The sequence below is a fragment of the Microbulbifer regidiadema (SeqCode) genome (genome assembly GCF_052467605.1).
Map to the genome: position 1 here is coordinate 261855 of NZ_CP174316.1, position 26992 is coordinate 288846.

General features: G+C 52.7%; 20 protein-coding genes and 1 pseudogene. 16 read left to right on the plus strand and 5 right to left on the minus strand.

Annotation, left to right across the window (positions count from 1 at the left end; all coding sequences use genetic code 11):
* Nucleotides 1–35: 35 nt before the first annotated feature.
* A pseudogene (gene hbs, locus ACJJIF_RS01945) lies at nt 36–335 on the plus strand (non-specific DNA-binding protein Hbs); the annotation flags it as partial.
* Between the two features lie 122 nt (nt 336–457).
* A complete protein-coding gene (locus ACJJIF_RS01950; RefSeq protein ID WP_444930564.1) occupies nt 458–2341 on the plus strand; it encodes a SurA N-terminal domain-containing protein in 1884 nt (627 codons plus the stop codon).
* 82 nt (nt 2342–2423) lie between these two features.
* Here the strand turns inward: ACJJIF_RS01950 and ACJJIF_RS01955 are convergent, their stop codons facing one another.
* Together ACJJIF_RS01955 and gloB are read right to left on the minus strand one after the other, a co-directional pair.
* The gene (locus ACJJIF_RS01955) at nt 2424–3986 is read right to left on the minus strand and encodes a LysM peptidoglycan-binding domain-containing protein (RefSeq protein WP_444930565.1); all 1563 of its coding nucleotides are present in this window, start codon (nt 3984–3986) and stop codon (nt 2424–2426) included.
* A gap of 196 nt (nt 3987–4182) precedes the next feature.
* Nucleotides 4183–4965, minus strand: coding sequence for a hydroxyacylglutathione hydrolase (gene gloB / locus ACJJIF_RS01960; protein ID WP_444930566.1), 783 nt, complete (start codon nt 4963–4965; stop codon nt 4183–4185).
* A 206-nt stretch (nt 4966–5171) separates the two neighbouring features.
* Here gloB and ACJJIF_RS01965 point away from each other — a divergent pair, with 206 nt between their 5' ends.
* Genes ACJJIF_RS01965 through dnaQ form a run of 3 tightly spaced genes read left to right on the plus strand, consistent with a single transcriptional unit; the run spans nt 5172 to nt 7179 of the window.
* Nucleotides 5172–5960: a class I SAM-dependent methyltransferase gene (locus ACJJIF_RS01965; RefSeq protein ID WP_444930567.1), complete on the plus strand. Its 789-nt coding sequence runs from the start codon at nt 5172–5174 to the stop codon at nt 5958–5960.
* A gap of 42 nt (nt 5961–6002) precedes the next feature.
* Nucleotides 6003–6440 (plus strand): ribonuclease HI, encoded by a 438-nt coding sequence (gene rnhA, locus ACJJIF_RS01970; protein WP_444930568.1) that lies wholly within the window; start codon nt 6003–6005, stop codon nt 6438–6440.
* A 13-nt stretch (nt 6441–6453) separates the two neighbouring features.
* A complete protein-coding gene (dnaQ, locus tag ACJJIF_RS01975; RefSeq protein WP_444930569.1) occupies nt 6454–7179 on the plus strand; it encodes a DNA polymerase III subunit epsilon in 726 nt (241 codons plus the stop codon).
* 99 nt (nt 7180–7278) lie between these two features.
* Here dnaQ and nhaB read toward each other — a convergent pair whose 3' ends face one another.
* Nucleotides 7279–8814, minus strand: coding sequence for a sodium/proton antiporter NhaB (nhaB, locus tag ACJJIF_RS01980; RefSeq protein WP_444932303.1), 1536 nt, complete (start codon nt 8812–8814; stop codon nt 7279–7281).
* A gap of 377 nt (nt 8815–9191) precedes the next feature.
* Between nhaB and ACJJIF_RS01985 the strand changes: the two genes are divergently transcribed.
* The 6 genes from ACJJIF_RS01985 (at nt 9192) to ACJJIF_RS02010 (ending at nt 16205) form a co-directional block, all read left to right on the plus strand.
* Nucleotides 9192–10898, plus strand: coding sequence for a FimL-related protein (locus ACJJIF_RS01985; protein WP_444930570.1), 1707 nt, complete (start codon nt 9192–9194; stop codon nt 10896–10898).
* A 14-nt stretch (nt 10899–10912) separates the two neighbouring features.
* Nucleotides 10913–11731, plus strand: coding sequence for an NAD(+) diphosphatase (gene nudC, locus ACJJIF_RS01990; RefSeq protein WP_444930571.1), 819 nt, complete (start codon nt 10913–10915; stop codon nt 11729–11731).
* A gap of 46 nt (nt 11732–11777) precedes the next feature.
* Nucleotides 11778–12428 (plus strand): cation/multidrug efflux pump, encoded by a 651-nt coding sequence (locus ACJJIF_RS01995; RefSeq protein WP_444930572.1) that lies wholly within the window; start codon nt 11778–11780, stop codon nt 12426–12428.
* A 48-nt stretch (nt 12429–12476) separates the two neighbouring features.
* Complete coding sequence (gene sohB, locus ACJJIF_RS02000) at nt 12477–13598, plus strand: protease SohB (RefSeq protein WP_444930573.1); 1122 nt, start codon at nt 12477–12479, stop codon at nt 13596–13598.
* Between the two features lie 41 nt (nt 13599–13639).
* Nucleotides 13640–14653 carry a YhdH/YhfP family quinone oxidoreductase gene (locus ACJJIF_RS02005; protein ID WP_444930574.1) on the plus strand — a complete coding sequence of 338 codons (1014 nt, stop codon included), beginning with the start codon at nt 13640–13642 and terminating at the stop codon, nt 14651–14653.
* A gap of 292 nt (nt 14654–14945) precedes the next feature.
* A complete protein-coding gene (locus ACJJIF_RS02010; protein WP_444930575.1) occupies nt 14946–16205 on the plus strand; it encodes a patatin-like phospholipase family protein in 1260 nt (419 codons plus the stop codon).
* 233 nt (nt 16206–16438) lie between these two features.
* On the opposite strand, the gene ACJJIF_RS02015 is transcribed toward ACJJIF_RS02010, so the two are convergent.
* A complete protein-coding gene (locus ACJJIF_RS02015) occupies nt 16439–17170 on the minus strand; it encodes a pseudouridine synthase (RefSeq protein WP_444930576.1) in 732 nt (243 codons plus the stop codon).
* 428 nt (nt 17171–17598) lie between these two features.
* On the opposite strand from ACJJIF_RS02015, the gene ACJJIF_RS02020 reads away from it, so the two are divergent.
* Nucleotides 17599–18807 (plus strand): RtcB family protein, encoded by a 1209-nt coding sequence (locus ACJJIF_RS02020; RefSeq protein WP_444930577.1) that lies wholly within the window; start codon nt 17599–17601, stop codon nt 18805–18807.
* 297 nt (nt 18808–19104) lie between these two features.
* Here the strand turns inward: ACJJIF_RS02020 and ACJJIF_RS02025 are convergent, their stop codons facing one another.
* Nucleotides 19105–19494 (minus strand): YchJ family protein, encoded by a 390-nt coding sequence (locus ACJJIF_RS02025; RefSeq protein WP_444930578.1) that lies wholly within the window; start codon nt 19492–19494, stop codon nt 19105–19107.
* A gap of 151 nt (nt 19495–19645) precedes the next feature.
* Here ACJJIF_RS02025 and ACJJIF_RS02030 point away from each other — a divergent pair, with 151 nt between their 5' ends.
* The 4 genes from ACJJIF_RS02030 to ACJJIF_RS02045 all read left to right on the plus strand — a co-directional run bounded on the left by ACJJIF_RS02030 (nt 19646) and on the right by ACJJIF_RS02045 (nt 26930).
* Nucleotides 19646–20173 carry a TetR/AcrR family transcriptional regulator gene (locus ACJJIF_RS02030; protein ID WP_444930579.1) on the plus strand — a complete coding sequence of 176 codons (528 nt, stop codon included), beginning with the start codon at nt 19646–19648 and terminating at the stop codon, nt 20171–20173.
* Nucleotides 20174–20211: 38 nt separating this feature from the next.
* The gene (locus ACJJIF_RS02035) at nt 20212–21276 is read left to right on the plus strand and encodes an efflux RND transporter periplasmic adaptor subunit (protein WP_444930580.1); all 1065 of its coding nucleotides are present in this window, start codon (nt 20212–20214) and stop codon (nt 21274–21276) included.
* 43 nt (nt 21277–21319) lie between these two features.
* Nucleotides 21320–24421, plus strand: a complete 3102-nt coding sequence (locus ACJJIF_RS02040) for an efflux RND transporter permease subunit (RefSeq protein WP_444930581.1) — start codon at nt 21320–21322, stop codon at nt 24419–24421.
* 301 nt (nt 24422–24722) lie between these two features.
* Nucleotides 24723–26930 (plus strand): hypothetical protein, encoded by a 2208-nt coding sequence (locus tag ACJJIF_RS02045; protein WP_444930582.1) that lies wholly within the window; start codon nt 24723–24725, stop codon nt 26928–26930.
* Nucleotides 26931–26992: the final 62 nt, after the last annotated feature.

Here is a 26992-nt window from a genome sequence, read left to right on the forward strand (position 1 = left end):
TATAGTGTGGGGGCTTTCGCAAGCCCTCCGAAGCATATTTAAAAAGAACAGAGGGATTAAGTGTGAATAAGTCCGAACTGATTGAAGCAATCGCCGCATCTGCAGATATTCCAAAAGCAGCAGCCGGTCGCGCTTTGGACGCAATGGTGGATAGCATCACTGATGCTCTGAAAAAAGGTGATCAAGTTGCCCTCGTAGGCTTTGGTACTTTTGCGGTTAAAGAGCGTGCAGCCCGTACTGGCCGCAACCCTCGCACTGGCGATCCCATCGAAATTGCTGCGGCAAAAATCCCTAGCTTCAAGGCCGGTAAAGCCCTGAAAGACGCTGTAAACTAAGTTTTCAGCAGACTTTGAGACTTTGTAAAAAGAGTCCGAATGTCAGAGAGGCGTGTCAGTTGGGATACGCCTTTTTTGTATCTGATGCAGTTAAAGACAACTAATAATTTTCGGAGCTGAGCATGCTTCAGTCCATGCGTGACAACCTGAAAGGGACAGCCGCGATTATTGTCGCAGCCTTTTTCGGTTTTATTATGGTCATTGGGGGAATTGATTTCTTCACCGGTGCCAGTGGAGGTGCTGCCGATGCGGTAGCCGAGGTTAATGGCGAAAAAATAACAAACCTGGATTTGCAGCGCGCAATTCAAAATCGCCGCAATATGATCATTAGTCAGTACGGTGAAGACGTGCCCGCTGATTTAATCAGCGATGAGCAGCTGCGCGAGCCGATGTTGCGCCAACTGATTTCCAGCTCGGTAATGCGCCAAGCGGCTCAGGACAGCGGCATGGTAATGAGCTCCACAGCGGTCGATAAAGCGATTGTACAAATTCCGGCATTTCAGGTGAACGGCAGCTTTGACCCGCAAATGTACCGCGACGCTTTGCGCCGTATGGGTTACAGCCCGGCAGGTTTCCGCCAGATTATGGAAAGTGATATGGCGCTGGAGCAGTACGCCAACAGTGTGGTAGATAGTGCTTTCACCACCCAGGCGGATGCCGAACAAATCGTTGCCGCCTCTATGGAAGAGCGCGATTTTGACTATGTAGTGATGCCGGTTGAAGGCCTGCTGGCTGAGACTCAAGTCTCTGAGGCTGAGGTAGAGCAGTACTACCAGGAGAACCAGGGCCAATACCAGCGCCCAGAACAGGTCGCAGTCGAGTATATCGAGCTTACCCCTGAAGTGTTTGCCGGTAATATCGATATTTCCGAAAGCGATGTGCGCGCTCAGTACGAGCAGGAACTCAAGGGCTTTGCATCGGAGCTGCGCCGTCGCGCCGCACATATCCTGCTTGAGGAAGCCGATGCAGAAAAAATTGCCGAGATTCAGAGCAAGCTGGATGCCGGCGAAGATTTTGCCGAGTTGGCAAAGACTTACTCTCAGGACGTAGGTTCTGCGGATGAAGGCGGTGAATTGGGCTACACCACCGGCGATGTCTTCCCCGAGGCATTTGAGCAGGCCCTGGCGGAACTCGAAGTGGGGCAGGTTTCGGCTCCGGTGACTACCGATAGCGGAACGCATTTCATCAAGTTGCTGGAAGTAGAGCAGAGCGAGCCGCCGAGCTTCGAAGAGCGCAAAATGCTGATCGAAAATCGACTGCGTGAATCTGTTGCCGAGCGCGAATTTGTCGATGCCCTGTCTCGCCTGGCCGATCTGGCCTACAACGCGGATAGCCTGGCAGAGCCCGCCGAAGAGTTGGGTGTTCCTCTGAAGAGCGCCGCTCTGTTTTCTCGCGAGAGCGCATCGGGTGTGCTGTCTAACGGCCAGGTAATCGAGGCTGCTTTCTCTGCGGAAGTGAAGGAAGATGGCAATACCTCAGATGTGATCAATCTGAACAATGAGCACTCTGTTGTTCTGCGGGTGACAGACTCCAAGCCGGCGGGTACCTATCCTCTGGAAGAGGTTCGCCAGCAAATTGTCGATCGCCTGAAGCGCGATAAAGCCAGTGAGCAACTGGCCAAGCAGGCGCAAGAGTTGAAAGAAAAGCTGGCTGCAGGTACTGGCTTCGCGGAACTGGCGGAAGCGCAGGGTTTAACTCTGGAGACCAGTGATAAGACCCGTCGCGGCGGCTTTGCCCAGCGCGGTGAAATCAATGCCAAGGCATTTGCACTGCCGGCGCCGGCGGCCGGCGCTGAAGAGGTGACCAGTTTCGCTACCAATAATGGCGATCTGGTGGTTCTCGACCTGCGCAGTGTGCGCCCGGGTGAGCTGTCCAAGCAGAGTAAAGAGCAGCGTCAGGCGTTGATGCAGCAATTGGCCTCTGTGAATGGCGGTGCCGAGTTGGCAGCTATTCAGCGCTACCTGTCCGATCAGGCAAAGATCGACGAGGCCTCGCCAGCTGAGTAATAGCCTTTAGCGACGAATAAAAAAACCCGGCAATTGCCGGGTTTTTTTATCGCTGGCTTTCTGCCCTGGCAGAAGCTGCACTTTAAGTGTTGCTGGCGCTATCTACAAATAGGGTTAAACGCTGCCCCGGTTGTAGGTACTTGGACTTGTTGATCTTATTCCAGCGCAGAATGTCATCGATCTCGATGCTGAACTTGTTGGCGATCCGGTAGAGGGAGTCACCACTGCGTACCCGGTAGGAAACCTTGCGCGTGGTGCGGCTGCTCTCGGAAGCTGTGGCAGAGCCGTTGTAAGCCACCAGGGTGCGTCCGGGGCGCAGAGTATCCCCAGGGGCCATGCTGTTCCAGCTGGCCAACTGTTTAACGCTCACATCCAGCTTGCGTGATATGCCCCACAGGCTGTCACCGGGGCGCACGGTGTAATTGACCTTCTGGCCCTTACCCGAAGACTGTTTGCGTTGGACCCGCTGATCGAGGGCGTAGGCGTACTGTCCGGCGGGACCCGATGCGCTGGGAATTAACAGGGTTTTACCGGCGCGGATATTGTTGTTGCGCAGTTTGTTGGTCTCCCGTATCGCCCCCACTGTGGTCTGGTAGCGGCGCGCAATAGTGGAGAGGGTATCGCCCCGGGCAATCGTGTAGCGCTGCCAGCTGACTCGCTCATCCTTGGGGAGCTGTGCCAGTGCGCTTTCAAATTTTTCCTGGGTCTCTATTGGAATCAGTAGCTGGTGATTGCCGTTGGGGTCGGTTGCCCAGCGGTTGTAGCCGGGGTTCAGCAGGTACAGTTCCTCAATTTCAATTTCCGCGAGTTCCGCCGCCTGGGCCAGGTCGATCTGGCTGCCGACATCGACACGGGCGTAGTAGGGCTCGTTGGCGACGTCATGCAGCGGTATTTTGTAGTGGCTGGGGCGGGATATCACTTCCGCGAGGGCTAACAGCTGCGGTACATAGCGCTTGGTCTCCCGGGGGAGTTTCAGGTCCCAATAGCTGGTGCCGAGCCCCTTGCGGCGATTGCGCTCTACGGCTCTGCGCACCGTGCCTTCGCCGGCGTTGTATGCGGCCAGTGCCAGTTCCCAGTCGCCATCAAAGCGATCGTGAAGGTAGTTAAAGTATTTTGCTGCGGCCTGGGTGGACTCGTGGACATCGCGGCGGCCGTCGTACCACCAGTTTTGTTCGAGGCCAAATGAGCGTCCGGTCGCCGGTATAAACTGCCACATGCCGGAGGCGCGGGCGTGGGAGTAGGCGAAGGGGTCGTAGGCACTCTCGACAATAGGCAGCAATGCCAGCTCAAGGGGCAGGTTTGCCTGTTCCAATTGCTCGGCAACATGGAAAATATAGCGGCGGGAACGCTCGGTTACCCGGGCCATATAGCCCTCGTTGCGAGCGAAATAAGCAATATATTCCTTTACCTTGGGGTTGCTGGTGTGGTGATTTAGGGCAAACCCCTGGCGCAAGCGGGCCCAGATATCCACGGGGGGCAGGGCGGCCTTGACGGGTTGCTGCTGTTTGAAAGTGGGGTCACTCGCGGTAGCGGTTTCCTCTACAGGGGTATTGTCAGTTTCCGGCGCCGGGGTCTTTTCCGGTAATTGCGAGCAGGCTCCTACCGTAGCGGCTAATAGCGCTACGGCAAAATTCTTGTGAACCATGTGTGAGATCCGCGAGTATTTCTTGTAATTCATCCCGGCGTATATCAGAGCAATTATTGGTAAAACGCCGGGCATTTGATCAATTAGTTTCGATTCTAATTAGACAAATTAGTTTCGGTCAATATCGACGCTCAAAAAGCATACGATTTGCTATGTTATCACCCAGCTTGAGTGTAGTTTAGGTGAATTTGAGCCGTTAGAAGCCATCCTTCCAGCCGCGTAGGCCGGCAAAAACACTCACCTTATCCCCGCTGTCCAGGGGCTCTAATTTTGCGTGGGCAACAGCAGCTTGGCGGACCTCGGTATATCCGCAGCGGAGAAACGGATTGGTGTTCTGCTCTAGGGCAATTGTGGAGGGCAGGGTTGGCCTGTTGTCTTCCCGCAATTTTTCACATTGAGAGATTCTGGTGTCAATAGCCGTGTTTTGAGGTTCTACCGCTTGAGCAAACTTCAGATTGGCGAGTGTGTACTCGTGTGCAGGGTACACAAGGGTTGAAGGGGGTAGCTCGCTGAGTTTTTGCAGTGAGTGATACATCTGTTCGGGGCTGCCTTCGAAGAGCCTGCCGCAGCCGGCAGAAAAGAGCGTATCACCGCAAAAAAGGTGTAATTGTTCGCTGTCATCACTTGTGATTTCATTAAAAATGAGAGCGAGGTGATCTAGAGTGTGCCCCGGGACGGCATACACCTTGAGGGGCATACCCAAAATTTGTAGGGAATCGCCGTCGGCAATGGGGTGAGTAACACCCGCTATAGTGCTGGGGCCATAAACAGGGCATTGATATTGGCGGCACAGTCTCTCGATACCACCGGTGTGGTCAAAGTGGTGGTGGGTTATCAGAATGCCGCTGAGAGGCGCTCCCTGCAGGGCGTTTTCGACAGGGGTAGAGTCGCCGGGATCGACGACCCAATGCTGACCACTTTTTTCAAGGTGCCAGATATAGTTGTCATTGAAGGCCGAAATTGGCGTAATAGATAGCATAATAGGGTCGTCTTCTAGCCTGTTGGGAGAACGATACCATGTTGAGAGCCTCTGCTTAATTCTGCGGCGCCTGCGATTTTTGGGTTGCAAGGCCCTCAGGGTAAATCTTGGAGCTGTTGCTGTAAGCGGCTAAGGGAGCGATACCTGGGTGGGCTCGGCTGAGTATAGAATTGGAAAAGATTGTTTGAGCGGGTACTGGAGAGGCAATGACTGGAAAGTTCAGGTCTGCAAGTAATGAGGAGCTCTCCTCGCTCGGCAAGGCCTGTCCGGCATTGTCCCACTGGTTTTCCAGTGCGCTAGGGGAGGAGATTCTCTCTCAGCAATTGGCGCTAGCGCAGCCTTTGGTAGAGGGCTTTTTCGGCTATCACCTTCTCCAGGCCAGTGTTGCCCAGTCTGTAGACTTTGCGGCCACCAGTCGAATCAATCATCGATTTCGCCTGGGCGCTGCACTCGAGCAGGGCGGCGCGGCGATTGTAGAGTTTGAGCAGCTACCCCTGCCCTCGGACTCCATCGATGTAGTACTTCTGCACCATCTCCTGGATTTCTCCGCTCATCCCCACCAGATTTTGCGGGAAGCGGCCCGGGTGCTAATACCGGGTGGCCACCTGTTGTTGATCGGCTTTAACCCCTTCTCTCTGCTGGGCTTGTCTCGTTTTCTCTTTTCCAGAGGGGCCTATCAGCGCGGCAATCAATTGCGCGCCGCCCGGATTGCAGACTGGATGAACCTGCTCGACTTGCAGGCGGAGCGCGTGGATAGAGGCTTTTTCCGCCTGCCGTTGCAGCAGCGGGAATTGCTGTCCAGGACTGCCTGGATGGAGCGGTTCGGGTCCCGCTTACACTTGCCTTGGGGGGGCTTTTACATCATAGTCGCGCGGAAAGAAGTGGCACGTGTTCGCGCTATCAAGATTGATTGGCGAGCCGAGAGAAAACCCGCTCTGGTTGCCACCCCGTCGAGCCCTCGCGTCGCAGCACGCGGGAAGCATCAAAAGCGCTGATTTCGCTAAAAATCGGCCCCATTTCTACTTTTGGCGTAAGTTTTGAAACAAATTACTATCTATACGGATGGCGCTTGTCGCGGCAATCCGGGCCCCGGCGGTTGGGGCGCCCTGTTGGTTTACGGTGAGCGGGAGAAGGAGTTATTTGGGGGAGAAGCCCATACCACCAACAACCGTATGGAGTTGCTGGCGGCGATAAAGGCTCTGGAGGCGCTCAAACAACCGTGCAAGGTTGATTTGCACACCGACTCGCAGTACCTGCGCCAGGGGATCACCGGTTGGATTAACAACTGGAAGAAGAATGGCTGGAAGACCGCCAGCAAGAAGCCGGTAAAGAACGCGGACTTGTGGCGGCAGTTGGATGAGAGTGTCGCCCAGCACGAGGTGCAGTGGCACTGGGTTAAAGGCCATGCGGGGCACCCGGGTAATGAGCGGGCTGATCAGCTGGCAAATCGCGGTGTCGATGGGTTGGAGTCTTGAGGGAGAGTAGCGGATGCGTCAAGTAGTTCTCGATACCGAGACAACCGGTCTCGATCCTAAAAGCGGCCACCGGATTATTGAAATTGGTTGTGTGGAGCTGGTTAACCGGAAGTTGACGGGGCGCCACTACCACCAGTACATCAACCCTCAGCGGCAAGTGGATGATGGCGCTATTGAGGTTCACGGCATTACGAATGAATACCTGGCCGACAAACCGGTATTCGCCCAGATCGCCGATGAATTTATGACCTTCTGTGAAGGGGCGGAATTGGTTATTCACAATGCGCCCTTCGACGTCGGCTTTATCGACGCGGAACTGCGCTTGTTGGGCAATCCGCGCTGGCGCAATGTCAGTGCGCACTGCGGGGTTTTGGACACCCTGACGCTGGCGCGGGAAAAGCACCCCGGGCAGAAGAACAATCTGGACGCCCTGTGTAAGCGCTACTTTGTCGACAACTCCCAGCGGGATTTGCACGGCGCATTGCTGGATGCGGAAATTCTTGCCGACGTCTACCTGATGATAACCGGCGGTCAGACCGATTTGGTCCTGGCCCAGGGGGACTCCCAAGAGGGGGAAGGTGGCAATAAGGTGGAGAGCGAAACGGCCGGGGAGGCCATTCGTCGCCTGCCTGCCGATCGGGCTCCGCTATTGGTCGCGCGCGCTACGCCGCAGGAGGCCGAGGCCCATCAATCGATGTTGGGGCTGCTGGAGAAATCAGCGGGCAAACACTTCTGGTAGGAGGCCAGTGAGAGGTTGTTCTCACCGGCCTGAATCTTCTTCTGGATGGGTGTGGCAGCCCGCAGCTCCCACCCAGACTGTCTCTTTTACAATCTCTGTTTAGATTGTGTAAACCACGCAAATTAAGGCGACGATAGTCAGTACGATGGTGTAGGGCAGAGCCATGATCACCATGCGGCCGTAAGACAGGCGTATCAGAGGGGCAAGGGCCGAAGTCAGCAAGAACAGAAATGCCGCTTGTCCATTCGGGGTGGCAACACTGGGCAGGTTTGTGCCGGTATTGATGGCGATAGCCAGCTTGTCAAAATGCTCGCGGGTGATGTCGCCTGCGGTGAGCGCCGCTTTCACTTCGTTGATATAAACTGTTGCCACAAAAACGTTATCGCTGATCATCGATAAAATACCGTTAGCGAGGAACAGCAACCCCGGTTGCTGTTCGGGCTTTTGTGCAAGAACGAAATTGGTTACCGGCTCAAAAAGGTGTTGCTGGTGGATTACGGCAACGATTGCGAAGAAAACTACAAGCAGTGCAGTAAAGGGCAGTGCCTCTTCAAAGGCGTGACCAATTCTAGGCTCTTCGACGATGCCGTTAAATGCGGTCAGAAGCACAATGATCATCAGGCCGATAATACCCACTTCGGCAACATGAAACGCCAGGGCAAATACCAGGGCCACAGCGACAATACCCTGAACCCACAGCTCGGCGACCTGCGCAGAAGTGCGTTTCTTTTCTTCCTCTTTAGAGAAGTTAACCAGTACTTCACGCACGGCGCTGGGGAGCTGGGCACCATAGCCAAATACTTTTGTCTTCTCCAGTATCAGGCAGGTGATCAGGCCGGCAAAGAAGGTTGGAATGGTTACCGGGGCCATCTGTAGGAAAAACTGGATAAACTCCCAGCCGGCTTTCTCCGCGATCAGCAGGTTTTGGGGTTCGCCCACCAGGGTGCAGACGCCGCCGAGGGCGGTGCCCACTGCACCGTGCATAATCAGGCTGCGAAGATAGGACCTGAACTGGTCCAGGTCCTCGCGGTGGTACTCCACCACATGTTCATCATTGGAGTGATCGTGGTCATGGTGGTGGTGGGGTTGCTGGGAGGCAACTCGGTGATAGACCGAGTAAAAGCCAACCGCAACGGCAATCAGGACAGCGGTTACGGTCAGCGCGTCGAGGAATGCAGAGAGCACTGCGGAAACAGCGCAGAAGAGTAGTGACAGCAGGGGTTTTGAATTCACATTAATCAAAATTTTAGTGAATACAAATAGCAGTAGGCTCTTCATAAAGTAAATGCCGGCCACCATAAACATAAGTAGTAGAATCACTTCAATATTTTCTACTACTTCATGGTATACGGCATCGGTGCTTGTCATCCCCATTAATACCGCTTCAATTGCCAGTAGCCCGCCGGGTTGAAGGGGGTAGCACTTAAGGGCCATTGCCAGGGTAAAAATAAATTCTCCAATCAGTACCCAGCCGGTTACAAAGGGCCCCGATACGTACAGTATTAACGGATTTAGGAGCAGAAAGGCGGCTATAGTTAATTTGTACCAATCGGGCGCTTTACCGAGAAAATTTTCGGCAAAGGCGCGACCAAATCCGCTGCCGGATGCCGCAATGGTATTATTGTAAGTGTTCATCATTTACTTCCCTGGTTAACCCATTAATGTGGGTCAAAATGGAATCTTGGGGGGCGGTGTCTGCGAAATAGATATCTGAACTCAGTATCGCTGCGCTGCGCCCCCGGGTTTATTGTGTACTGATTGATTGGTTTTTGTTCTTTAACGCAAAAAAACGTACAACTTTAAACTTGAAAGTAGCAAACGCTACTGGGTTTTCCGGAAAATTCAAGTAATTTAGGGGCTTCGGCCCCGCCACTGGGCGATTTGTCGATTATTCGCTGGAAATTTTTTGGCGAAAGGTGGACTCTTTTGCTTATTGGGGTAAATTGCCCTTAATTAGGCCAGTATCATTCTGATCTGGTTGTTTTTTGTTCGATTATAGGAAGAATGCAGCGGTGCAGCCAAAGACTGAATTGCACAAGATCAATATCACTTCTGTCAATGTAGTGAAGGATGAGCTGGTAGCGACCATCGATAATGCCGCCTCGCATTTAGATAAGTTTGCTGCGGACACTTCCCAAAAGCAGGCTCTGGAACAGAGTCTCACAGCCCTCAAGCAGGTCAGTGGCGTGTTGCAGATGGTGCAGCTCAGCGCCGCTGAGCTTCTTACCCAAGAGAAGATTACCGCGCTTAGCGAGTTGTTGGAGGGCGACCAAAAAGCCTCCGAAGAGTTGATGGAGGCGCTGGGCACGGGTTTCTACGTCATGGGGCGCTATCTGGACTTTGTGCAGAGCCGCGCGATTGCCCGCCCGGAATTACTTATCCCCTATATCAATAATTTACGCGCGGCCCGATCCCAGCCGCCGGTGCCGGAAAGCCACTTTTTCCACTGTGATTTGCAGGGCACTGTACCCGGCAGTGGCGCCTCCGCCGTGATGTCGGAAGACTTAAAAAGCTTTGTTCGCCGATTCCGTCATATGTACCAGGTTGGCTTGTTGGCACTGCTGCGCGGCAAACCTCGGGGCCCGGCTTATACGATGATGTCGCGGGCCCTGGAGAGAATTGCGAGTATCACTATGGGGCGCCCTAACGGGCGCCTGTGGGTGGTTGCAGGCGCCGCCCTTGCGGGTATGGCCGTGCGGGAAATGCGTATCAGTCGCTCCCGCGTAATGGTCTTCAGCATGTTTGACCGCTGGCTGCGGGCGTTGCAGAAAGAGTGCGATACCGCTCTGGATCAACCTGCGCCGCCGATTTTGCTGAAAGAGTGCCTCTACTGGTTGACCCTATCCAAGCCCGAGGGCTTTGGCGGCGAGTTGCTGGAGGCTTTCTCCGCAGAGCCTCTGGATTACAGCGAAGAGGAGTTGGAGCGGGAGCGCGCCACCCTCGGCGGTCCCGGTGCCACAGCCATTACCGCAGTAGCCAACGCCTTAGAAGAGGAGCTGTCCGGTGTGCGCCGGATGCTCGATGACGCCGAATTAATCGGTATCTCAAGCCTGGATGCCGAAGACGGCCTCGCGGCCTCTCTGCAAAGAGTCGCGGGCACATTGCAAATGCTTAACTTCAAGCGGGTAGGGGAGAGCCTGCGCAGCGCGGTCGCTGAATACCAGAGCGCCTCCGGCGCCGGGGGCTCCATTGCGGATAACGCACTGCAAAAGCTGACCGGTCAGGTGCTGATGGTGGATAGCACGGTGCGGGCGCTCAAACAGAGCACCTCGATCGACCTGGACGAATACGGCCACGCAGATATCGCTTTTGAGCACAGTCAGCTGGCTGAGGCGGAAGTGGCAGTCCTTAAAGAAGCTGAGGCCGGTTTGGCGTTGATTAAGCGCGCGCTGGCGGCTTATGCCGAGTCCGATTTTGATCACGGGCATATCCGCAACGTTTCCACTACTTTGAACTCGGTGCGCGGCGGCTTGATCGTTCTCAATCTGAGCCGGGCTGCGGGCGTTGTTGAGGGGCTGCTGAATTTTGTCGAGACGGTTATCGATCGCCATGACGCCGGCCCCGAAGTAGAGCAGTCCCTGGATATCTTTGCCGATGCCATTATCAGCCTTGAGTACTACTTGGGCGAGGTTAAATTGCACCGGCAGGCAGATGTTCAGTCGCTGAGTCTTGCGATCGAAAGCCTGGCAGCTCTGGGCTACCCCGTTGAGGCGGCATAATCAAGGAGGTCTTTTTGGCTGGTGGTAAGTTTGTCCCGGCGGGGAATGTGTGGGCAGCCCCGGAGTTTACACAGCATATCCTAATTGCCGATGAACTGATTCTGTGCCGAGGAGATCTTTTTATCCATGATACCCAGGTGCTGGCAGCGGATGCCGTGCAGTCCAGTCACTATCTGGGGGAATTGGGTGGCCGCGCCTGCGCAGTACATATCCTGTCCCGCCGGATAGAAATAGCCGGGTATGAATGGCGAAACTTGCGCAGCTTGCTCACTCTGGTTGAAGAGCCTCTGTTTGCACTGGCAGGGCGAGCACTACAGGTCTCCCACTGGGATAGCCAGCATCGGTTTTGCGGCCGCTGTGGCACGGCTACCAGTTATCACTCCAACGATCGCGCTCGCACCTGCCCCGCTTGTGATCTCACTGTTTATCCGAGAATCTCCCCCTGTGTCATCATGCTGGTAACTCGGGGGGAGGAGTGCCTGTTGGCCCGCCACGCTTCGCGCAGCAATGCGACCTACACGGCCCTGGCCGGCTTTATTGAGCCCGGAGAGAGTGCCGAGCAGGCGCTGGTACGCGAAGTGTATGAGGAGGTGGGACTGAAGGTGGGCGCATTGGAGTATGTCGGCAGTCAGCCCTGGCCCTTTCCCGGCCAGTTGATGATTGGATATTTGGCGGAGTGGCAGGGTGGGGGCCTGTGTTTAGACCCCAATGAAATAGAGGAAGCGCATTGGTTTCACTACAGCGCTCTGCCGCCGGTACCACCGCTACAAACCCTGTCTGGCCGCTTGATTCACACTTTTGCCGAAAAGGCAGCTGCGAAGCACCGCCAATGAGGGTGGGCCGAATAGAGCTGCGAAGTATCAGGGAGTATAAATCATAATGTATATAGCGATTACTTTTACCATTGCCATCCTGGCGCTGCTGTTTGTGTTTTGGGGGGCGCGCATTCTTCTGGGGGGGAACTGGCTCCTGGGGTTTGTACGCGGTTCTGTGGGGCTTTTTCTTTTTGCCACGGCCCTTTGGATTGTTCTGATTGCAGCGGATGTCTATAGCTATCGCAATCTGGCTGAAGAGCACAGTGTGGGGGTTGTGTCTTTTCGTAAAATTGCCGAGCAGCAATTTGAAGTAAAATTCGCCGATGCCGACGGCATCGCACAAAAATTTGAACTGTCTGGGGATCAGTGGCAACTGGACGCCCGCATGTTGAAGTGGCAGGGGGCGCTGGCCCGCTGGGGAATTCAGCCGGCTTACCGCTTGGATCGGCTGAGCGGCCGCTATCTTACCCTTCAGGATGAGCGCGCCCGTGAGCGCTCGGTTTATGAAATTAAAGGTGTTAATTACGGTGTTGATGTCTGGCAATTTGTACGCGGCATTGATCGGCAGCTGCCTTTTGTAGATGCAGTTTATGGCAGCGCGACTTTCCTCCCTATGGAGGACGGTGCTGTTTATGAAGTGCGGATCAGTCACACGGGTTTGCTGGCGCGCCCCCTCAATCAGCGTGCAACTTCCGCTCTGGAAGGTTGGCAGTAAATGACTGGAATTAAATAAAAAATAGTTAAAATGGCAAATGGAGTTTAAGTGGAATTTCTAATTGAGTACGGCCTGTTTCTTGCCAAAATCGTGACGGTTGTCGTGGCTTTGATGGTATTGATAGGTTTTATATTTGCAAATCGCGAACAGCTAAAAGAGCGTGTTCAGGGTCATATCACCGTGACACATTTGAACGACCGCTACGAGCAGTTTAAGGAAACGCTGCTTGAGGCGGTGATGGATAAACACGAGTTTACCCGGCGTAAAAAGCAGTTGGCGAAAGAGAAGAAAGCCGAGGAAAAAGCCCTGGCGAAGCAGCATAAGGCCGAGGCTAAAAAGCAGTCAGAAAAAAGTGATGCCGCCACCTCAAAGGATGCTGACACAGGAGAGGGTGAGCTTGTCTCCGGGCGCAAACGTATCTTTGTGATGCAGTTTAATGGGGATATTAAAGCGAGTGCACTTTCTCATCTGCGTGAAGAGGTGACGGCAATTCTGCAGGTAGCCGAGTCCGGTGATGAGGTTCTGCTCTGCCTGGAAAGCCCTGGGGGCATGGTGGCGAATTACGGCCTGGCCGCTAGTCAGTTAACCCGAATTCGCAGTGCGGGTATCCATTTGACCATTGCGGTCGATAAAGTGGCTGCCAGTGGTGGTTATATGATGGCCTGTGTTGCCGACCGCATTTTGGCAGCTCCCTTTGCGATGCTTGGCTCCATTGGTGTTTTGGCTCAGATGCCAAACTTTAATCGCCTGCTCAAGCGCAACGATATTGATTACGAGCTGTTTACTGCCGGTCAGTACAAGCGCACCGTAACCATGTTTGGTGAGAATACGGAAGAGGGCAAGCAGAAGTTCCAAGAGGATCTGGATGAAATCCACTTCCTGTTTCAGCATTTTGTTGGTGAATATCGTCCGAAACTGGATATCGATAAGGTGGCTACCGGTGAGGTTTGGTTTGGGCAAAAGGCCCTATCCCTGGGGTTGGTTGACGAACTGAAAACTTCAGACGAGTACTTGACCAACTGCGCAAAGGATAGCGATCTATATCAGATCGAGTTTAAAGAGCGGAAGAATATTGCTAAAAAAATAGGTTTAGCGGCGGAGGCTGGTGTGGAATCGGCAGTCACTCGTCTCTTTTCACGCTTGGCAGCGCTGCGTCACCAAGCTCAGTAAGAGTAATAGCCATATATTAATAGTGCTGCGGGATATACCCCATGGAAATAGATAGGGACGAAAATTTTCGGGCAATTCAGGTCGTTGAGGTGGCTTCGGGAAAGTTTGACCAGTCTGTGGTTGAGCGCTCTCTTTCAGAGCTTCCCGACCACCCACTGCTGTTGGCGGTAAGTTATTCGTCCTTGAATTTTAAAGATTCGTTATCTGCATTTGGCAACCGCAGTATTACCGACTGTTACCCGCATACCCCGGGTATCGATGCGGTGGGCAAAGTGATATTGGACCGGAGTAATACTTTTACTCCAGGTACCGAATTGCTGGTCAACGGTTATGATCTGGGGATGAATACTGCCGGTGGGCTTGCAGAGCGTATTGCGGTACCGCCGCAGTGGGCGGTGCCGCTGCCGGATGGTTTGACTGCGTGGGAATCTATGGCGCTCGGTACCGCAGGTTTCACTGCCGCCCTCTGTGTTGAAAAGCTTTTGGAGTCGGGGGCATCCCCTAGAGATGGTGAAATTCTGGTTACCGGGTCAACGGGCGGGGTGGGTTCCATTGCAGTCGCCCTACTCGCTAAGCTCGGTTTTCGCGTCGCTGCGGTGACCGGTAAGCTGGAATCTGCCGATTACCTGGCGGGGCTGGGGGCCTGGAAAGTACTCGACCGGGATACCCTGGCGCCGTTTGCCAACAAGGCGATGGCCAAGCCGTTGTGGGCTTGGGCCATTGACACTGTAGGCGGAGAAACACTGTTTAATGTGATTAAATCCCTGCGCTATGGCGGCGGGGTTGCTGCCTGTGGTATGGCCTCGGGGGCTCAATTTCACGCCAATGTATTCCCCTTTATTCTGCGCGGTATCAGTTTACTGGGAGTGGACAGTGCTGTTTTGCCAATCGAAAGAAAGGCAGAGGTGTGGCAGAAGTTGGCGAGAGAATGGTATATCGGTGATAAGCTCAACAGTATTGCGGAAAATATTGCGCTTGACCAGGCTCCAGAATTTCTCGCCCGCTTAAATCGGGGGCATGGAATTGGCCGCTATGTTGTAGATATGTCCCTTTAATTTATATCTATCATTTTAGAATAATAATTTGATGGGTAATTCCGTAATATCCCTGTCGGTCCTGTAGGGTTATATCGCGGTTTTTACAAGACTTGAGCACTCTGCAAAGCTGCGCCTTGCTCGAGAGTCGAAGGTATTGCGGAATTACTCCGAGACCCTTTAGGGTCTTAACTACCCTATCAAATAACCCAAACATAGTGGCTCCTTAGCATCTATTTGTGCATGAGCATTTTTCTCAGTAGCCTTTAGGCGAACTCTATAGTTTGTGGGCTGGTTGTATTGGAAGAAAACGTTGTCGACAATTAAGAGCGAAACTACAAAATCAGGCCAGCGTAACGCTCTGGTACTTTCTGGGGGGGGAGCGCGTGCAGCTTATCAGGCGGGTGTATTAAAGGCGCTCGCTGAGCTGGTGCCCGAGGATAATCCCCGTCCTTTTCAGGTCATTTGTGGCACCTCAGCCGGTGCTATGAACGCCATGCTTCTCGCCTCCCATACCGGTACTTTTAAAGAGGCGGTCGATAGAATGTGCTCGGTCTGGATGCAGCTCAGCGTTGAACAGGTTTATCTCACCAGTTGGCGCAGTTTGCTTGGAAACCTGTTTTCCATTAGTCGGTCGCTGTTTAATCGGGGGGTTGGCAGGCAGAAGCCCCTGGCACTGTTGGACAATAGTCCGCTGCGCAGTTTGGTAGAGCGTGAAATTAATTTTGAAAATATTCAAAAGAATATTCTCAATGGACACTTGCGTGCCACAAGTGTAAATGCACTTTCATATAGTGAAGGGCAGTCGGTCAGCTTTTTCCAGGGGGCGGAGGACGTTAAAGGTTGGCAGCGATTTCGTCGCTTTGGAGTGCCGACCCAGTTGACCTCAGATCATTTACTGGCATCTGCGGCAATTCCCGCTATTTTTCCCGCTGTACAGTTGAATGGGGCCTATTTTTGCGACGGCGCTATTCGCCTGATGGCGCCGATCAGCCCCGCTCTGCACCTCGGTGCCAAGCGTGTTTTTGTGGTGGGGGTGTCGGATAATCGCTCTCCGGCCCACTGGGGCAGCCGCAATAGTCACACCCAGGTGAGCTCTCCTTCAATGGCGCAAATAGCCGGGCAACTATTTAATGCGGCATTTATTGACAGCTTGGAAGCGGACCTGGAGCACTTGGACCGGGTCAATATGCTGCTGGATTATATCGACCCATCGGATCACGCAGACTTAAAGCTTTTGCGCTCGGTAGAGTCGGTTGTTATTGAGCCCTCTCAAAGTTTGGGGCGTCTCAGTGGCAGAAGACTTCGCCATCTCCCCCCTGCGCTGCGCTGGTTGTTCCGCTCCACCGGCGCCACCAATCCTGGTGGGGGTGTTTCTGCTGCCAGCTACCTTCTGTTTGAAAAGCCTTATATCGAAGAGCTTATTGAGCTTGGCTATCAGGATGCCATGTGGGAGAGGGATAAGCTGCGCAGCTTTCTGCGGCCGGAACCGGAAAGTAAAGTTGAGCGCAAGGGTTTATTTGGGATTCGCGCCCGATCACAAGAGGAGGCCCCCAAGGGGAGTGTAGAGTAGTGAACTTGTCCTCTGGTAGTACTGGTTAAATGGCTGCTAATTTATGGAGCTTTTTTTATATTGCTGCTGGATTAGAGGGGGAGAATACACAGTACTTAAGGCTCGCCGTTAACAGGTCCCTGTCAGCTCGCCTGGTAGAATCTCGATCGCAGGGTTTTCTTTCCAGTAGCTTTTGTTAAATTGCGCAGCTGTGGGTTGGGCGCTGTCGCCTCCGCTGAGTGGCAGCTCCACAGTCAAAATACCCATTTAAATCGCTGAATTAATTGTAAGAAGCTTCCCTGGATCGCACTTTGTATTTTTAATCGAGAGCCGCTTACCGGGTGCTCCAGCTCTAGTTCTGATGCGTGCAATAATAGGCGAGGGCACTCCAGTTCATTAGCAAAAAAACGGTTGTGGGTTGATTTTCCATATTTAGGGCAGCCAATCAGGGGGTGGTGGATATGCTTGAAATGCCTTCTTATTTGATGGCGCCGTCCAGTTTTTAGTTGAATCTCCACCAGGGAGTAGCGGCTTGAGGGGTAGCGATCCACTTCGTAGGGCAATTCAATGGTTTCTAATCGCCGGTAGAGCGTAATAGCCTGCTGGCGTGGCAGGTCTGCTTTGGGACGCCTCCTTTGGTGTTTAAAATCGGCAACAGGTGGCAGCGCATGGTCAATAACGCCCTCTTCGGGGCTATATCCTCTACAGACAGCAATATATTTTTTTGCAGAAAGATCGCTCTCTAACTGCTGTTGTAGCCGTGCGGCAATATCGCTACTTTTGGCAAAAATAATCACTCCCGAGGTGGGTTTATCCAGTCGATGTACGGGATAGAGGAAGCTGCCACAGAGGTTTCTCAAGTACTGTAAGAGCACTCGCTGTTCATGGCGGTCTATTTCAGACCTGTGAACAAGCCACCCCTCAGGTTTATAAGCGGCAAGAAGATAGTCGTCCTCAAAGAGAATGGTTGGTACTTGAGTGGTCATTTTTTGCGCTGGCGGCTGGATTGTTACTGCGGTAGCGCAATTTTATGGTATAGCGGAGTTCCAGGCTATGCTGAGGAGAGGAAATTGGTTGGTGGTGTCAGGATAAATTTTTAGCGATAAATAAAAAAACAGGCTTGACATGGTACCAAATGAGAATAAACTGCACGTAAATTCCATTGCCGATCCCATTTTGGGGTTGGCGTTCTAACTGATAGTATTTTTTCAGTGGGTCGCACCACTAAGGAGCCGTGAAATGCGAAATGTAGATATCAAGAGTTTATTTGTTTAATTGCTTTTCACGCGCTTGAGCTTGGAGAGTGATTTTGCTTTCCAAGCCAGACCTTCTAAAAGCCTTGGCAGATGCCGGGGCTTTTTTGTTTTAGCTTGGATTGCCCTTTCAATTAAGTGGATTAATCCAGGGATAAAATATGCCTGTAAAAACAGTGCTAAATCGAAATGCACCGCCCGGCACGGTGCCGGTAAAGATCTATACCGATGATGTCGAGCCGAGGGCGATGCAACAATTAAAAAATATTGCCCAGCTGCCTATTGTACATTCCCATGTTGCGGCTATGCCGGATGTGCATTTGGGGGTGGGGGCAACGGTAGGATCGGTAATCCCGACAGTAAGCGCGATAATTCCAGCTGCTGTCGGGGTGGATATTGGTTGTGGAATGAATGCGGTACGTACTTCGCTGCGGGCCCATCAGCTGCCAGACAATCTTAAAGCATTGCGGGACGCCATTGAGGTGAAAGTGCCGGTTGGTCAGGGACGACATAAACTGATCAGCGCCAGGGAATCTGCCTGCAAACATTTAGCTCCCGGTGTGGATAGATTGTTTTCCAAGCATCCAGGACTTCTGAAAAAACTGCATCAGCCACAAAAAACCTGGGTAACCCAGATGGGTACTCTGGGAAGCGGCAACCACTTTATCGAAATTTGTCTCGATGAGAGCGGTGCTGTATGGGTGATGCTGCACTCGGGCAGTCGAGGGATTGGCAATGCTATTGGCCGGCACTTTATTCAGTTGGCCCGGCGGGATATGACGGGTCATATGCACAACCTTCCAGATAAGGATCTGGCCTATTTTTCCGAGGGTTGCCAGAATTTTGATGACTATATCGAGGCGGTTAACTGGGCGCAGGAATATGCGCGCTGGAATCGCCAGGAGATGATGAAGCTTGTGCTTGGGTGTCTGAAGGCAAGTTTGCCAAAGTTCACTTTGACCACCGAGGCGATCAACTGTCATCACAACTACGTTGTTCGCGAGCGTCACTTTGATAAAGATGTATTCGTAACTCGCAAGGGGGCAATTAGTGCTCAGAAAGATCAGCTGGGAATTATTCCCGGCTCTATGGGGGCCAAGTCTTTTATTGTGCGGGGGCTCGGCAATACAGAATCATTTTGCTCCTGTTCCCACGGGGCCGGGCGCAAAATGAGTCGCTCGGCCGCTCGCCAGCGATTTTCCAGAAAGGATTTAGAAGATCAGACCCGAGGCGTGCAGTGCCGCAAGGATAACGGTGTTCTAGATGAGATCCCGGCGGCTTATAAGGATATTGATCAGGTGATGGAAAACCAGTCTGACCTGGTGGAAGTGGTGCACACTCTGCGTCAGGTAATTTGTATCAAGGGTTAGTGAGGCTGTATTAATGTGGCTATTAAGTAAAAAATTCCCGAAGAATGTGAATTAATGGTTGAGAGTAAAAAGGTAAAATATATATGAAAAAGAAAGACAAGATACGTAGTTACGTCGCGCGAAATCCGCTTATGCGCAAGGGTGGCCCCCATGTAAAAGCGAAATCTTCGCGTCGCTTCGCAAGTAAGCAAAAACTTCGTAAAGAGGTGCGGGAGTTGAGGGACTCCCGCCCCCAGGCTTTTGCCGCTGTCCTTTCTTTGTGGTTATCTTTCCGATAGGCAACAATTTTCCTCTAGCCTATTTCCCCTTGGGCCAGTCGGGTAGGGCCTCTAAATATACCCAGCGTTTTTTGTGCAGTTTAAACAGTGAGATTTCGTGGATCAGGTGTTCTTGGTCGTTTTCGGTATACCAGGCCTTAAACTCCACGATCGATTTCTTCAGTCCCGCCTTACTTTTGATCACTTCCAGTCGTGTCCACTGAGTTTCAATATCCTCGGCTTGTAGTTCCGGGCAGGTGTCGGGATGCCAGGTTTTGATTAAATGGCGAAAATTTCCCGTTGCAAAGGCGGTATAGCGGCTGCGCATAACCGCTTCGGCGGTATTGGGGTAAGCCTTTCCCGATAGATAGAGCCCGCAGCATCCCTCAAGGGGTTTGCCCGATCCGCAGGGGCAGTACCGATCCGTCATAGATTGTCTCTCCAGTGTGAGCTTAAGCGCTCGCAGCACTTTTTAACCAGGTTTTGTGGCGGGAGATCGTAGCATAGCTTGACCTTTCCAACGTTGCCGCTAAGATACCGACCAACCGGTTGGTTTTGCTTGGTAATGCCCAGGAGGTCATGTGTCTAGAGTCGACAAAGCTGCCATTGTGCGAGCAGCGGAAGAAGTAGTGCGGGAGCGCGGGGCGCGTAAGTTGACCCTGGATGCGGTGGCTGCACAGTGTGGGCTGAGTAAAGGTGGCTTAATTCATCACTTTAGAACCAAGCAGTCACTCTTGCAGGCGATGCTGGAGGCGGCGATTGCCCGTGAGGATAGCAGTGTTTCGACTTTTGTGTCCTCCGGGGACAGCCTTTTGGTATCCCGCTTAAAGAGCATTTTTGAGTTGATGGATGACGACGAGGGACTGCCCCGCTCACTGATTGCCGCCGTAGCTGAAGACCCCATGTTGTTGGGACCGGTAAAAGATAAAGAAGAGCAGCGACGACGTGACATCTGCGATGCGTATCGTGACCCGGAGATGGCGGAATTGCTGATCTTGGCGGCTCAGGGGATGTTTCTGGGGCGAGTACTCGGTGTGGTTGAACCTGAAGACCCAATTATTGAACGTTTACGGGGGCGCCTGCTGGCACTCTCTGCCGATCTGAACTGAAGGTCGGGCCCAGTTAATACAGTTTGTGGATGATGAATATGAATATATCGCCAAGATCGCGTTTCTCACTGGCTATTTTGATGGCTGCCGTTGCAGTTCTTGCAGGGTGTTCTGAGCCGAAAACAGAGCAGGCCCAGGCCGAGCGCCTGTGGCCGGTAAAAGTGGCTACTGTTGCCAGTAATGACGAGGTTAAAGATCGACAGTTTGCCGGCCGTGTCAGGGCAGTACAGAGTGTCGACCTGTCTTTCCAGGTGGGGGGTAAACTGGACAAACTCAGCATTCGTGAGGGGGAAATTATTCCAAAGGGTACCCTGATTGCGGAACTGGATCAGCGGGATTACCAGCGCAGGGTAAAAGAAGCCCGTCTAAACGTGGAGTTGCTGGAAAAAACTTTAAATCGACAGCGCTCTCTCGCAGGCTCAAAAGTTATCTCGCAGCAGCAGCTGGATGAAACGAAGAGTAATTTTGACCTGGCTAAAGTGACTCTGGAGCGCGCTGAGCAGGATTTGGCCTACACCCAGTTGAGGGTTCCGTTCGACGCCCTGGCGACTCGCCAGCTGGTTGAGAATTACACCAATATCCAGCCAGGCCAAGCCATTGTCCGCTTGCAGAATATTTCCGAAGTTCGAATTCAAATTTCCGTACCTGAAAAAATGCTGGCCACGGTAAATGAGGAGCAGGTCAACTCGATGACTGCCGAATTTGAATTTTTGCCGGGCAAAGAGTTTCCGCTCACCTATCGTGAGCACCAGGCTGAGGCCGACAGTGTGACCCAAACTTACGTTGTCGAGTTTGGGATGCCCCGTCCCGAGAATGTACAAATCCTTCCAGGAATGACCGCTCGCGTTAATGTAAAACTGAACAAAACGAGCGCTGACCTGTGGATTCCCCTCTCGGCAATACAGACTGGCCCTGAGGGCAACCCCTATGTTTGGCAGATTAACGCAGATCAGTCTGTGTCTAAGGCTCCAGTGGCTCTCGGGCGTACCGATGGAGAGTCTGTACAAATTAAAGATGGCATTAGCCCCGCTATGAAGTTGGTCGCTACCGGTGGCCAGCACCTTTATGACGGTGCAAAAGTTCGCAATTACGCACAGCACTAATTAGTGTGTCAGCTCTGGCCCTGTTAACAGTAGGGAAAATGTTGTGAAAATTTCTGACGTATTTATAGAAAAGCCAGTGTATAGCTGGCTATTGATGCTAATTTGCCTGATCGGTGGTCTCTGGGGGCTTTCAGATATTGGTCGCCTGGAAGATCCAGCGTTTACGATCAAGGAAGCCCGTGTTTACACCTTCTATCCAGGGGCCAGTGCCCAGCGTGTAGAGGAGGAAGTCACCGAAAAACTTGAGGTGGCAATCCAGCAGATGGGGCAGCTCGATAAGGTCACTTCCACTTCAAGCCCGGGAATGTCCGAGATTCGTGTGGAAATCAAGGACCAGTATGCCTCGCAGGAACTCGCCCAGGTTTGGGATGAGCTGCGGCGCAAGGTCAATGATGCGCAAAGCGGCCTGCCCAGCGGAGCTTTGCCCTCTATTGTGAATGACGACTTCGGTGAGGTTTACGGCATTTATTATGCGATTACCGGCGAGGGGTTCTCGCTGAGCGAAATGCGTGAGATAACCAAAGCCATTCGCCGGGAACTGTTGGGAGTCGAGGGCGTTGCCAAGGTGTCCCGCTCGGGCATTATCGATGAAGTGGCCTACCTGGATATCGACGAATCGCGTCTGGCTCAGTTTGGTTTCTCTCTGGATGATTTAGCGCAGGTATTGCAATTAGAAAGCTCGACCCAGAAAGTCGGTGAAATTGGTGACCGGGACTTGCGCACCCGCATACTGGTCGATAATCCGGCGAGCGACCTGGAATCGATTCGCAATATTCTCGTCGGTGTGCCCGGTTCTACCGCAATGTTGGCAGTGCGGGATATCGCGGATATTTCTCTCGGCTACGATGATAGCCCCAGTTTTATCGCCCGCTTTGACGGTAAGCAGGCCATCCTGCTCGGTGTGGCCGGTGCGGAAAATACCAATATCGTGAATGTCGGCAAGGCGGTAGAGGCCAGGTTTGAACAGATTAAGCAGGCTCTGCCCCTGGGTGTAGAGATTCACCCTGTCTATGAGCAGCACCAGGTGGTAGAGGAGAGCGTCGACGGCTTCCTGTTTAACCTGGTCTCCTCCGTCGTGATCGTAACCCTTGTACTGTGTGTATTTATGGGCTGGCGCTCCGGTGTTGTGGTTGGCACAGTCCTCGGCCTGACCGTGTTGGGTACCGTGTTAATCATGAACCTGTTCGGGTTGAATTTGCAGCGGATCTCTCTCGGTGCCCTGATTATTGCCATGGGTATGTTGGTGGATAATGCCATCGTGGTGGCGGAAGGCATGTTGATGGGGGTTCAGCGAAAAGAAGAGCCCCAGAGCGCTGCCAGGCGTGTAGTGCGCCAGACCTTCTGGCCACTGCTGGGTGCGACGATTATCGGTATTATGGCGTTCTCCGGTATCGGTTTGTCCGATGATGCTACCGGTGAGTTCCTTTTCTCTCTGTTTGCGGTTATCGGTATCTCCCTGCTGCTCAGCTGGATCTTGGCGATTACCATTACCCCTTATCTGGGCTACCACCTGTTTAAGCCGGGCAAGCAAGCTGACTCGGAAGATCCCTACAATGGCCGCTTCTACAATATGTATTCTGCGGCTCTATCCGGGGCATTAAAGCGTCGGGGCCTGACAATTGCGGTGCTTGTGGTGGTGACCCTGGCTAGCTACTTTGCTTTTGGCTTTGTAAAGCAGGGCTTCTTCCCCAATTCAAATGCCCCGCTTTTTTACGTGAACTACTACATGCCTCAGGGCAGTGATATTAATCGTACCGATAAGGCACTCCAGGAAGCGACGGCCTTCTTTAAGGAGCGCGATGAAGTCGTCTCTGTAACGGCGGTGGCTGGTCGCGGTGCCGATCGCTTTATGCTGACCTATGCGCCCGAGCCGCCCAATGCTTCCTACGGCCAGTTGATAGTGCGCGCCGAAAATCGGGAGCAGATTCCCCAGCTGATTGAGGATGCCAGGGCGCAATTGCGAGTAGCGCAGCCGGAAGCGCTGATTACATTCAAGCGCCTGGTATTTGGTCCCGGCGGAGGAGCGGACGTTGAAGTACGCATCTCCGGTCAGGATTACCAGACACTGCGTGCCTTGGCGGTCAGTGTGGAGCAGCAGTTCCGCGAGAAGGGGCTGGAGGATATCCGTCACAATTGGCGCAGCCGTGAAGCCACTCTCCACGCACACTTAGATGATGAGCGGGCGCGGGTAGCCGGGGTTACCAATGCCGATGTCAGTCGTATGATTCAGTTTGCCACGGCGGGTTACACCGTGGGCGACTTTGAAAGCGGTGACCGTATTATCCCCATCGTTGCCCGTATGCCGGAGGGAGACCGCAATCAAGTGGGTTCTCTGGAGGATCGCTTGGTGTGGAGCCCCAATGAGCAGGGCTATATTCCGGCGGGACAGCTGATTACCGAGTTTGAATTGACCGCAGATGAGGGGCTGATTCAGAGGCGCAACAGGGTGCCAACCATTACCATCAGTGCAGATGCGCCTGAGGGAGTGACGGCGATGGCAGCCTTTGGCCGCATACGTCCCTGGGTTGAGGAAATGAAGTTACCCCCGGGCTTTAAGGTTGAGTTTGGCGGTGAGTATGAAAGTTCTTCCGATGCGCAGAAGTCACTGGGTAAGGGCTTGCCCCTGGGCTTCCTGATTATGATCCTGGTATCCATATTGCTGTTTGGTACTGTGCGGGAGCCGGTGATTATCTGGCTGGTTGTGCCTATGTGCCTGGTGGGTGTGGTTGTCGGACTATTGGCGACGGGGCTGCCATTTGGATTTATGTCACTTCTCGGCGTGCTCAGCTTATCTGGGATGTTGATTAAAAACGCCGTGGTATTGGTGGATGAAATTGAGGTGCAGACCCATGCAGGCCTACCCAGATTGACGGCAATCCAGCAGGCGAGCGTCAGTCGTTTACGCCCGGTGTTCCTCGCTGCTGTCACTACCATTTTGGGTATGTCACCGCTTCTGTTCGATGCTTTCTTTGCCGATATGGCGGTGACAATTATGGGAGGACTCGGATTTGCTACGGTATTGACGCTGATTGCAATTCCCGTGTTCTATGCCGTATTCCACAAGGTTAAACCCAGTGAAGTTATCGGTGATGAAGCCAAAGCGAAGCGCAGAGAAACGGCTATTAGCGAACCGGTATCGGCTTAAAATACTTTGCCTTGACTTAGGCTAACTCTAAAGGCCCCGCAGCAAGTGATAGCGAACTTGTTGCGGGGCTTTTTTGTATCAGAAATTCTCTGAATAATTCTTTGATGCCTCAGTTTTTCTCGGTAGGCAGCTTTCCTTTTTACAATGTGAATATTTTTATTTAAAAAAGAAAATTTATTGAGTTAGATTATTCACTGCCTGTAATAAAACCTTATTCAGTCTGTCATTAAGCATTACTACTCTATGCCGCCTTTATAACTAGAACTACCTTTGGGTGGGGAATAAGCGCATTGGAGTGGCAATGAAAAATTATCTGTTTTTCAAAAGAGCAGTGCTGGCTGTCGCTATGCCGACAATTTTGGCGGGTTGTGGTGGCGATAATGGTAACAGTGGTCCGCTGGTGGAAATTCCAGTCCCGGAAGTGCCCGAGGAGGTCAGTTTATTTGAGTCTGTGGCCGGCGCCGAGGCCGCTGCGCATATAGGTCCTTCGACTATGCAGCAACCCCACGTTGTCGCCACGGCTGCAAACGTCAAGGTGATCAACCTGCTCAGCAATGGCTATCTCCCCACTGACTACACCCGTGAAGAGGTTCCCCAATCGGACCTGCTACCTATATTTGAAGAGCACCCCAGTCTCGATGCCGCAGATACCGACGGTCTCTATGTGTTATCTGGAGAGCCAGATGGCCTGGGTTACCTGGATAATGATGACGGTACATTTACACTATTTATGAACCAGGAGCACTACAACTTTGTTGGGGGTGACGGGGTTGTGCTGGAAAACTCAAATCGCAGCCTCCGATCAACGGGCACTTTTGTTTCAAAATGGGTAATCAATAAAACTACCGGTGAAATCGAAGGTGGTGAAGACCTGATTAAAGGTGTTTACGCCTGGCGGCGCACCCTGTATGACACGGATGGTGAGGTGGTCAAATCACCGGGCTATACCTACGTAACACAGATGAAACCCTATTTCGATGCGGATGGGGACCTTGTGAATACAGGGGCATTTGAGCGTTTCTGCTCCGCGACTCTACCCGCTGCAACAGCGTTTTATAATGCCGCAAGTGGCAAGGGTACCCAGGTGCGGATGTTCTTGACTGGCGAAGAGAGTGATGGTGGTGAGAGTCTCAAAACTTATTACGACGGCCTGGTTGAGAAGCGGGGTTACGAAGGGCTTCGGTTCGATGCCTTTGGCAGTATCAGTGGTGAAGCAAAAGCCAAGAGTGAGATCGAATCTGTCTATGAGTACGATAAATCCGAAATTTATATCGGTCGCGGTATAGCCGTCTTAACCACGGGTGATAATGCTGGCGATGCTTATGAATTGCCACTGCTGGGTAAGCCTCGCTTTGAAAATATCGTACCTAACTATAAAGCACAGGATAAGACGGTACTGCTATCTATCGATGATGAACGCCCGCGCAGTGGTGAGGATGACGCTTATCGCAATGGGGGCTTCCTCACGGTTTATATTGGCGAAAAAACTAATGAGGGTAGTGAGGTTGATAAAGCGGGCTTGACCAATGGTGAGCTGTACGCAGTGAGAGTTCTGGATAGCGACGGTGCGCCGGTCATTGATTTTAGTGATAGCGATAATCGGGCGCTCTTCGACCACGGCGAGTTGGTATTTGAGCTGGTGCAACTCTCCAGCCAGGATACTGACGGCGATGGAAAGCCTGAAGATATTCGCGATATGAGCCAGGAGGCCTTCCGTAATCACACCACTGGCATGGCAGTTTCTCAGTGGCGCTCTCCCGAAGATGGTGACTGGGACCCCTTAGATCCCAATGCTTTTTACTTCGGGGCCAAATACGGTATCTATCAACTCGAGTTTGCGGATATCGCCAAGCCGGCGGATGGGGGATTGATCAAGCGGGTGGTGAGTAGTAAATCCGATGGTGATATCACTGATAATTATGAAAATTTCGACAATATGGCAGCGGTTGCCGGTGTCGATAATAAAACCCGCCTGGTGTTACAGCTGGATAAATCCAATTACTACTCGCCAATTTACGTATTAGACCCTGAAACCGGGGAGATGATTCGTGTCGCTGAATTCAACCGGGAAATTATCGGCGATAGTCAAGATGAACTCGACCTGAAGATCGAGCAGCAGTTGGCCAGCGGGGAGTTGGATGCTGAGCCTACAGATGGGGAGTATCGGACGCTGCTGGAAGAGCATGTGGCCAATAAGCCCTACCGGCAGTACTACTCGCAATCTTCCAAGGTTCGCAGTGGCCTGGATGATACTGGAATAGAGGCTGCGCTCTCTACCGATGCTGAAGCCTCGGGTGTTATTTATGTGGGTGATATTCTGGGTGATGGCTGGTTTTTGAGTTCAACCCAGTTTCACTATGACTTTGAAGGGCGTGTGGATAGCTATCTGAACTCTTTTAACGTGCGCGACCAAAAAGGTGGCCCCTCCACACAATTGATACAGGAAATGATGGCTGGAGGGCAGTTGCATGCAATTTATATCCCTCAGGCGGTGGGGCTGGACAAGTAACAAAATATTTTCTTAAGCGGGAAACTTGTACCCTGCCGGGCGCTCATCTGGCAGGGTATTTT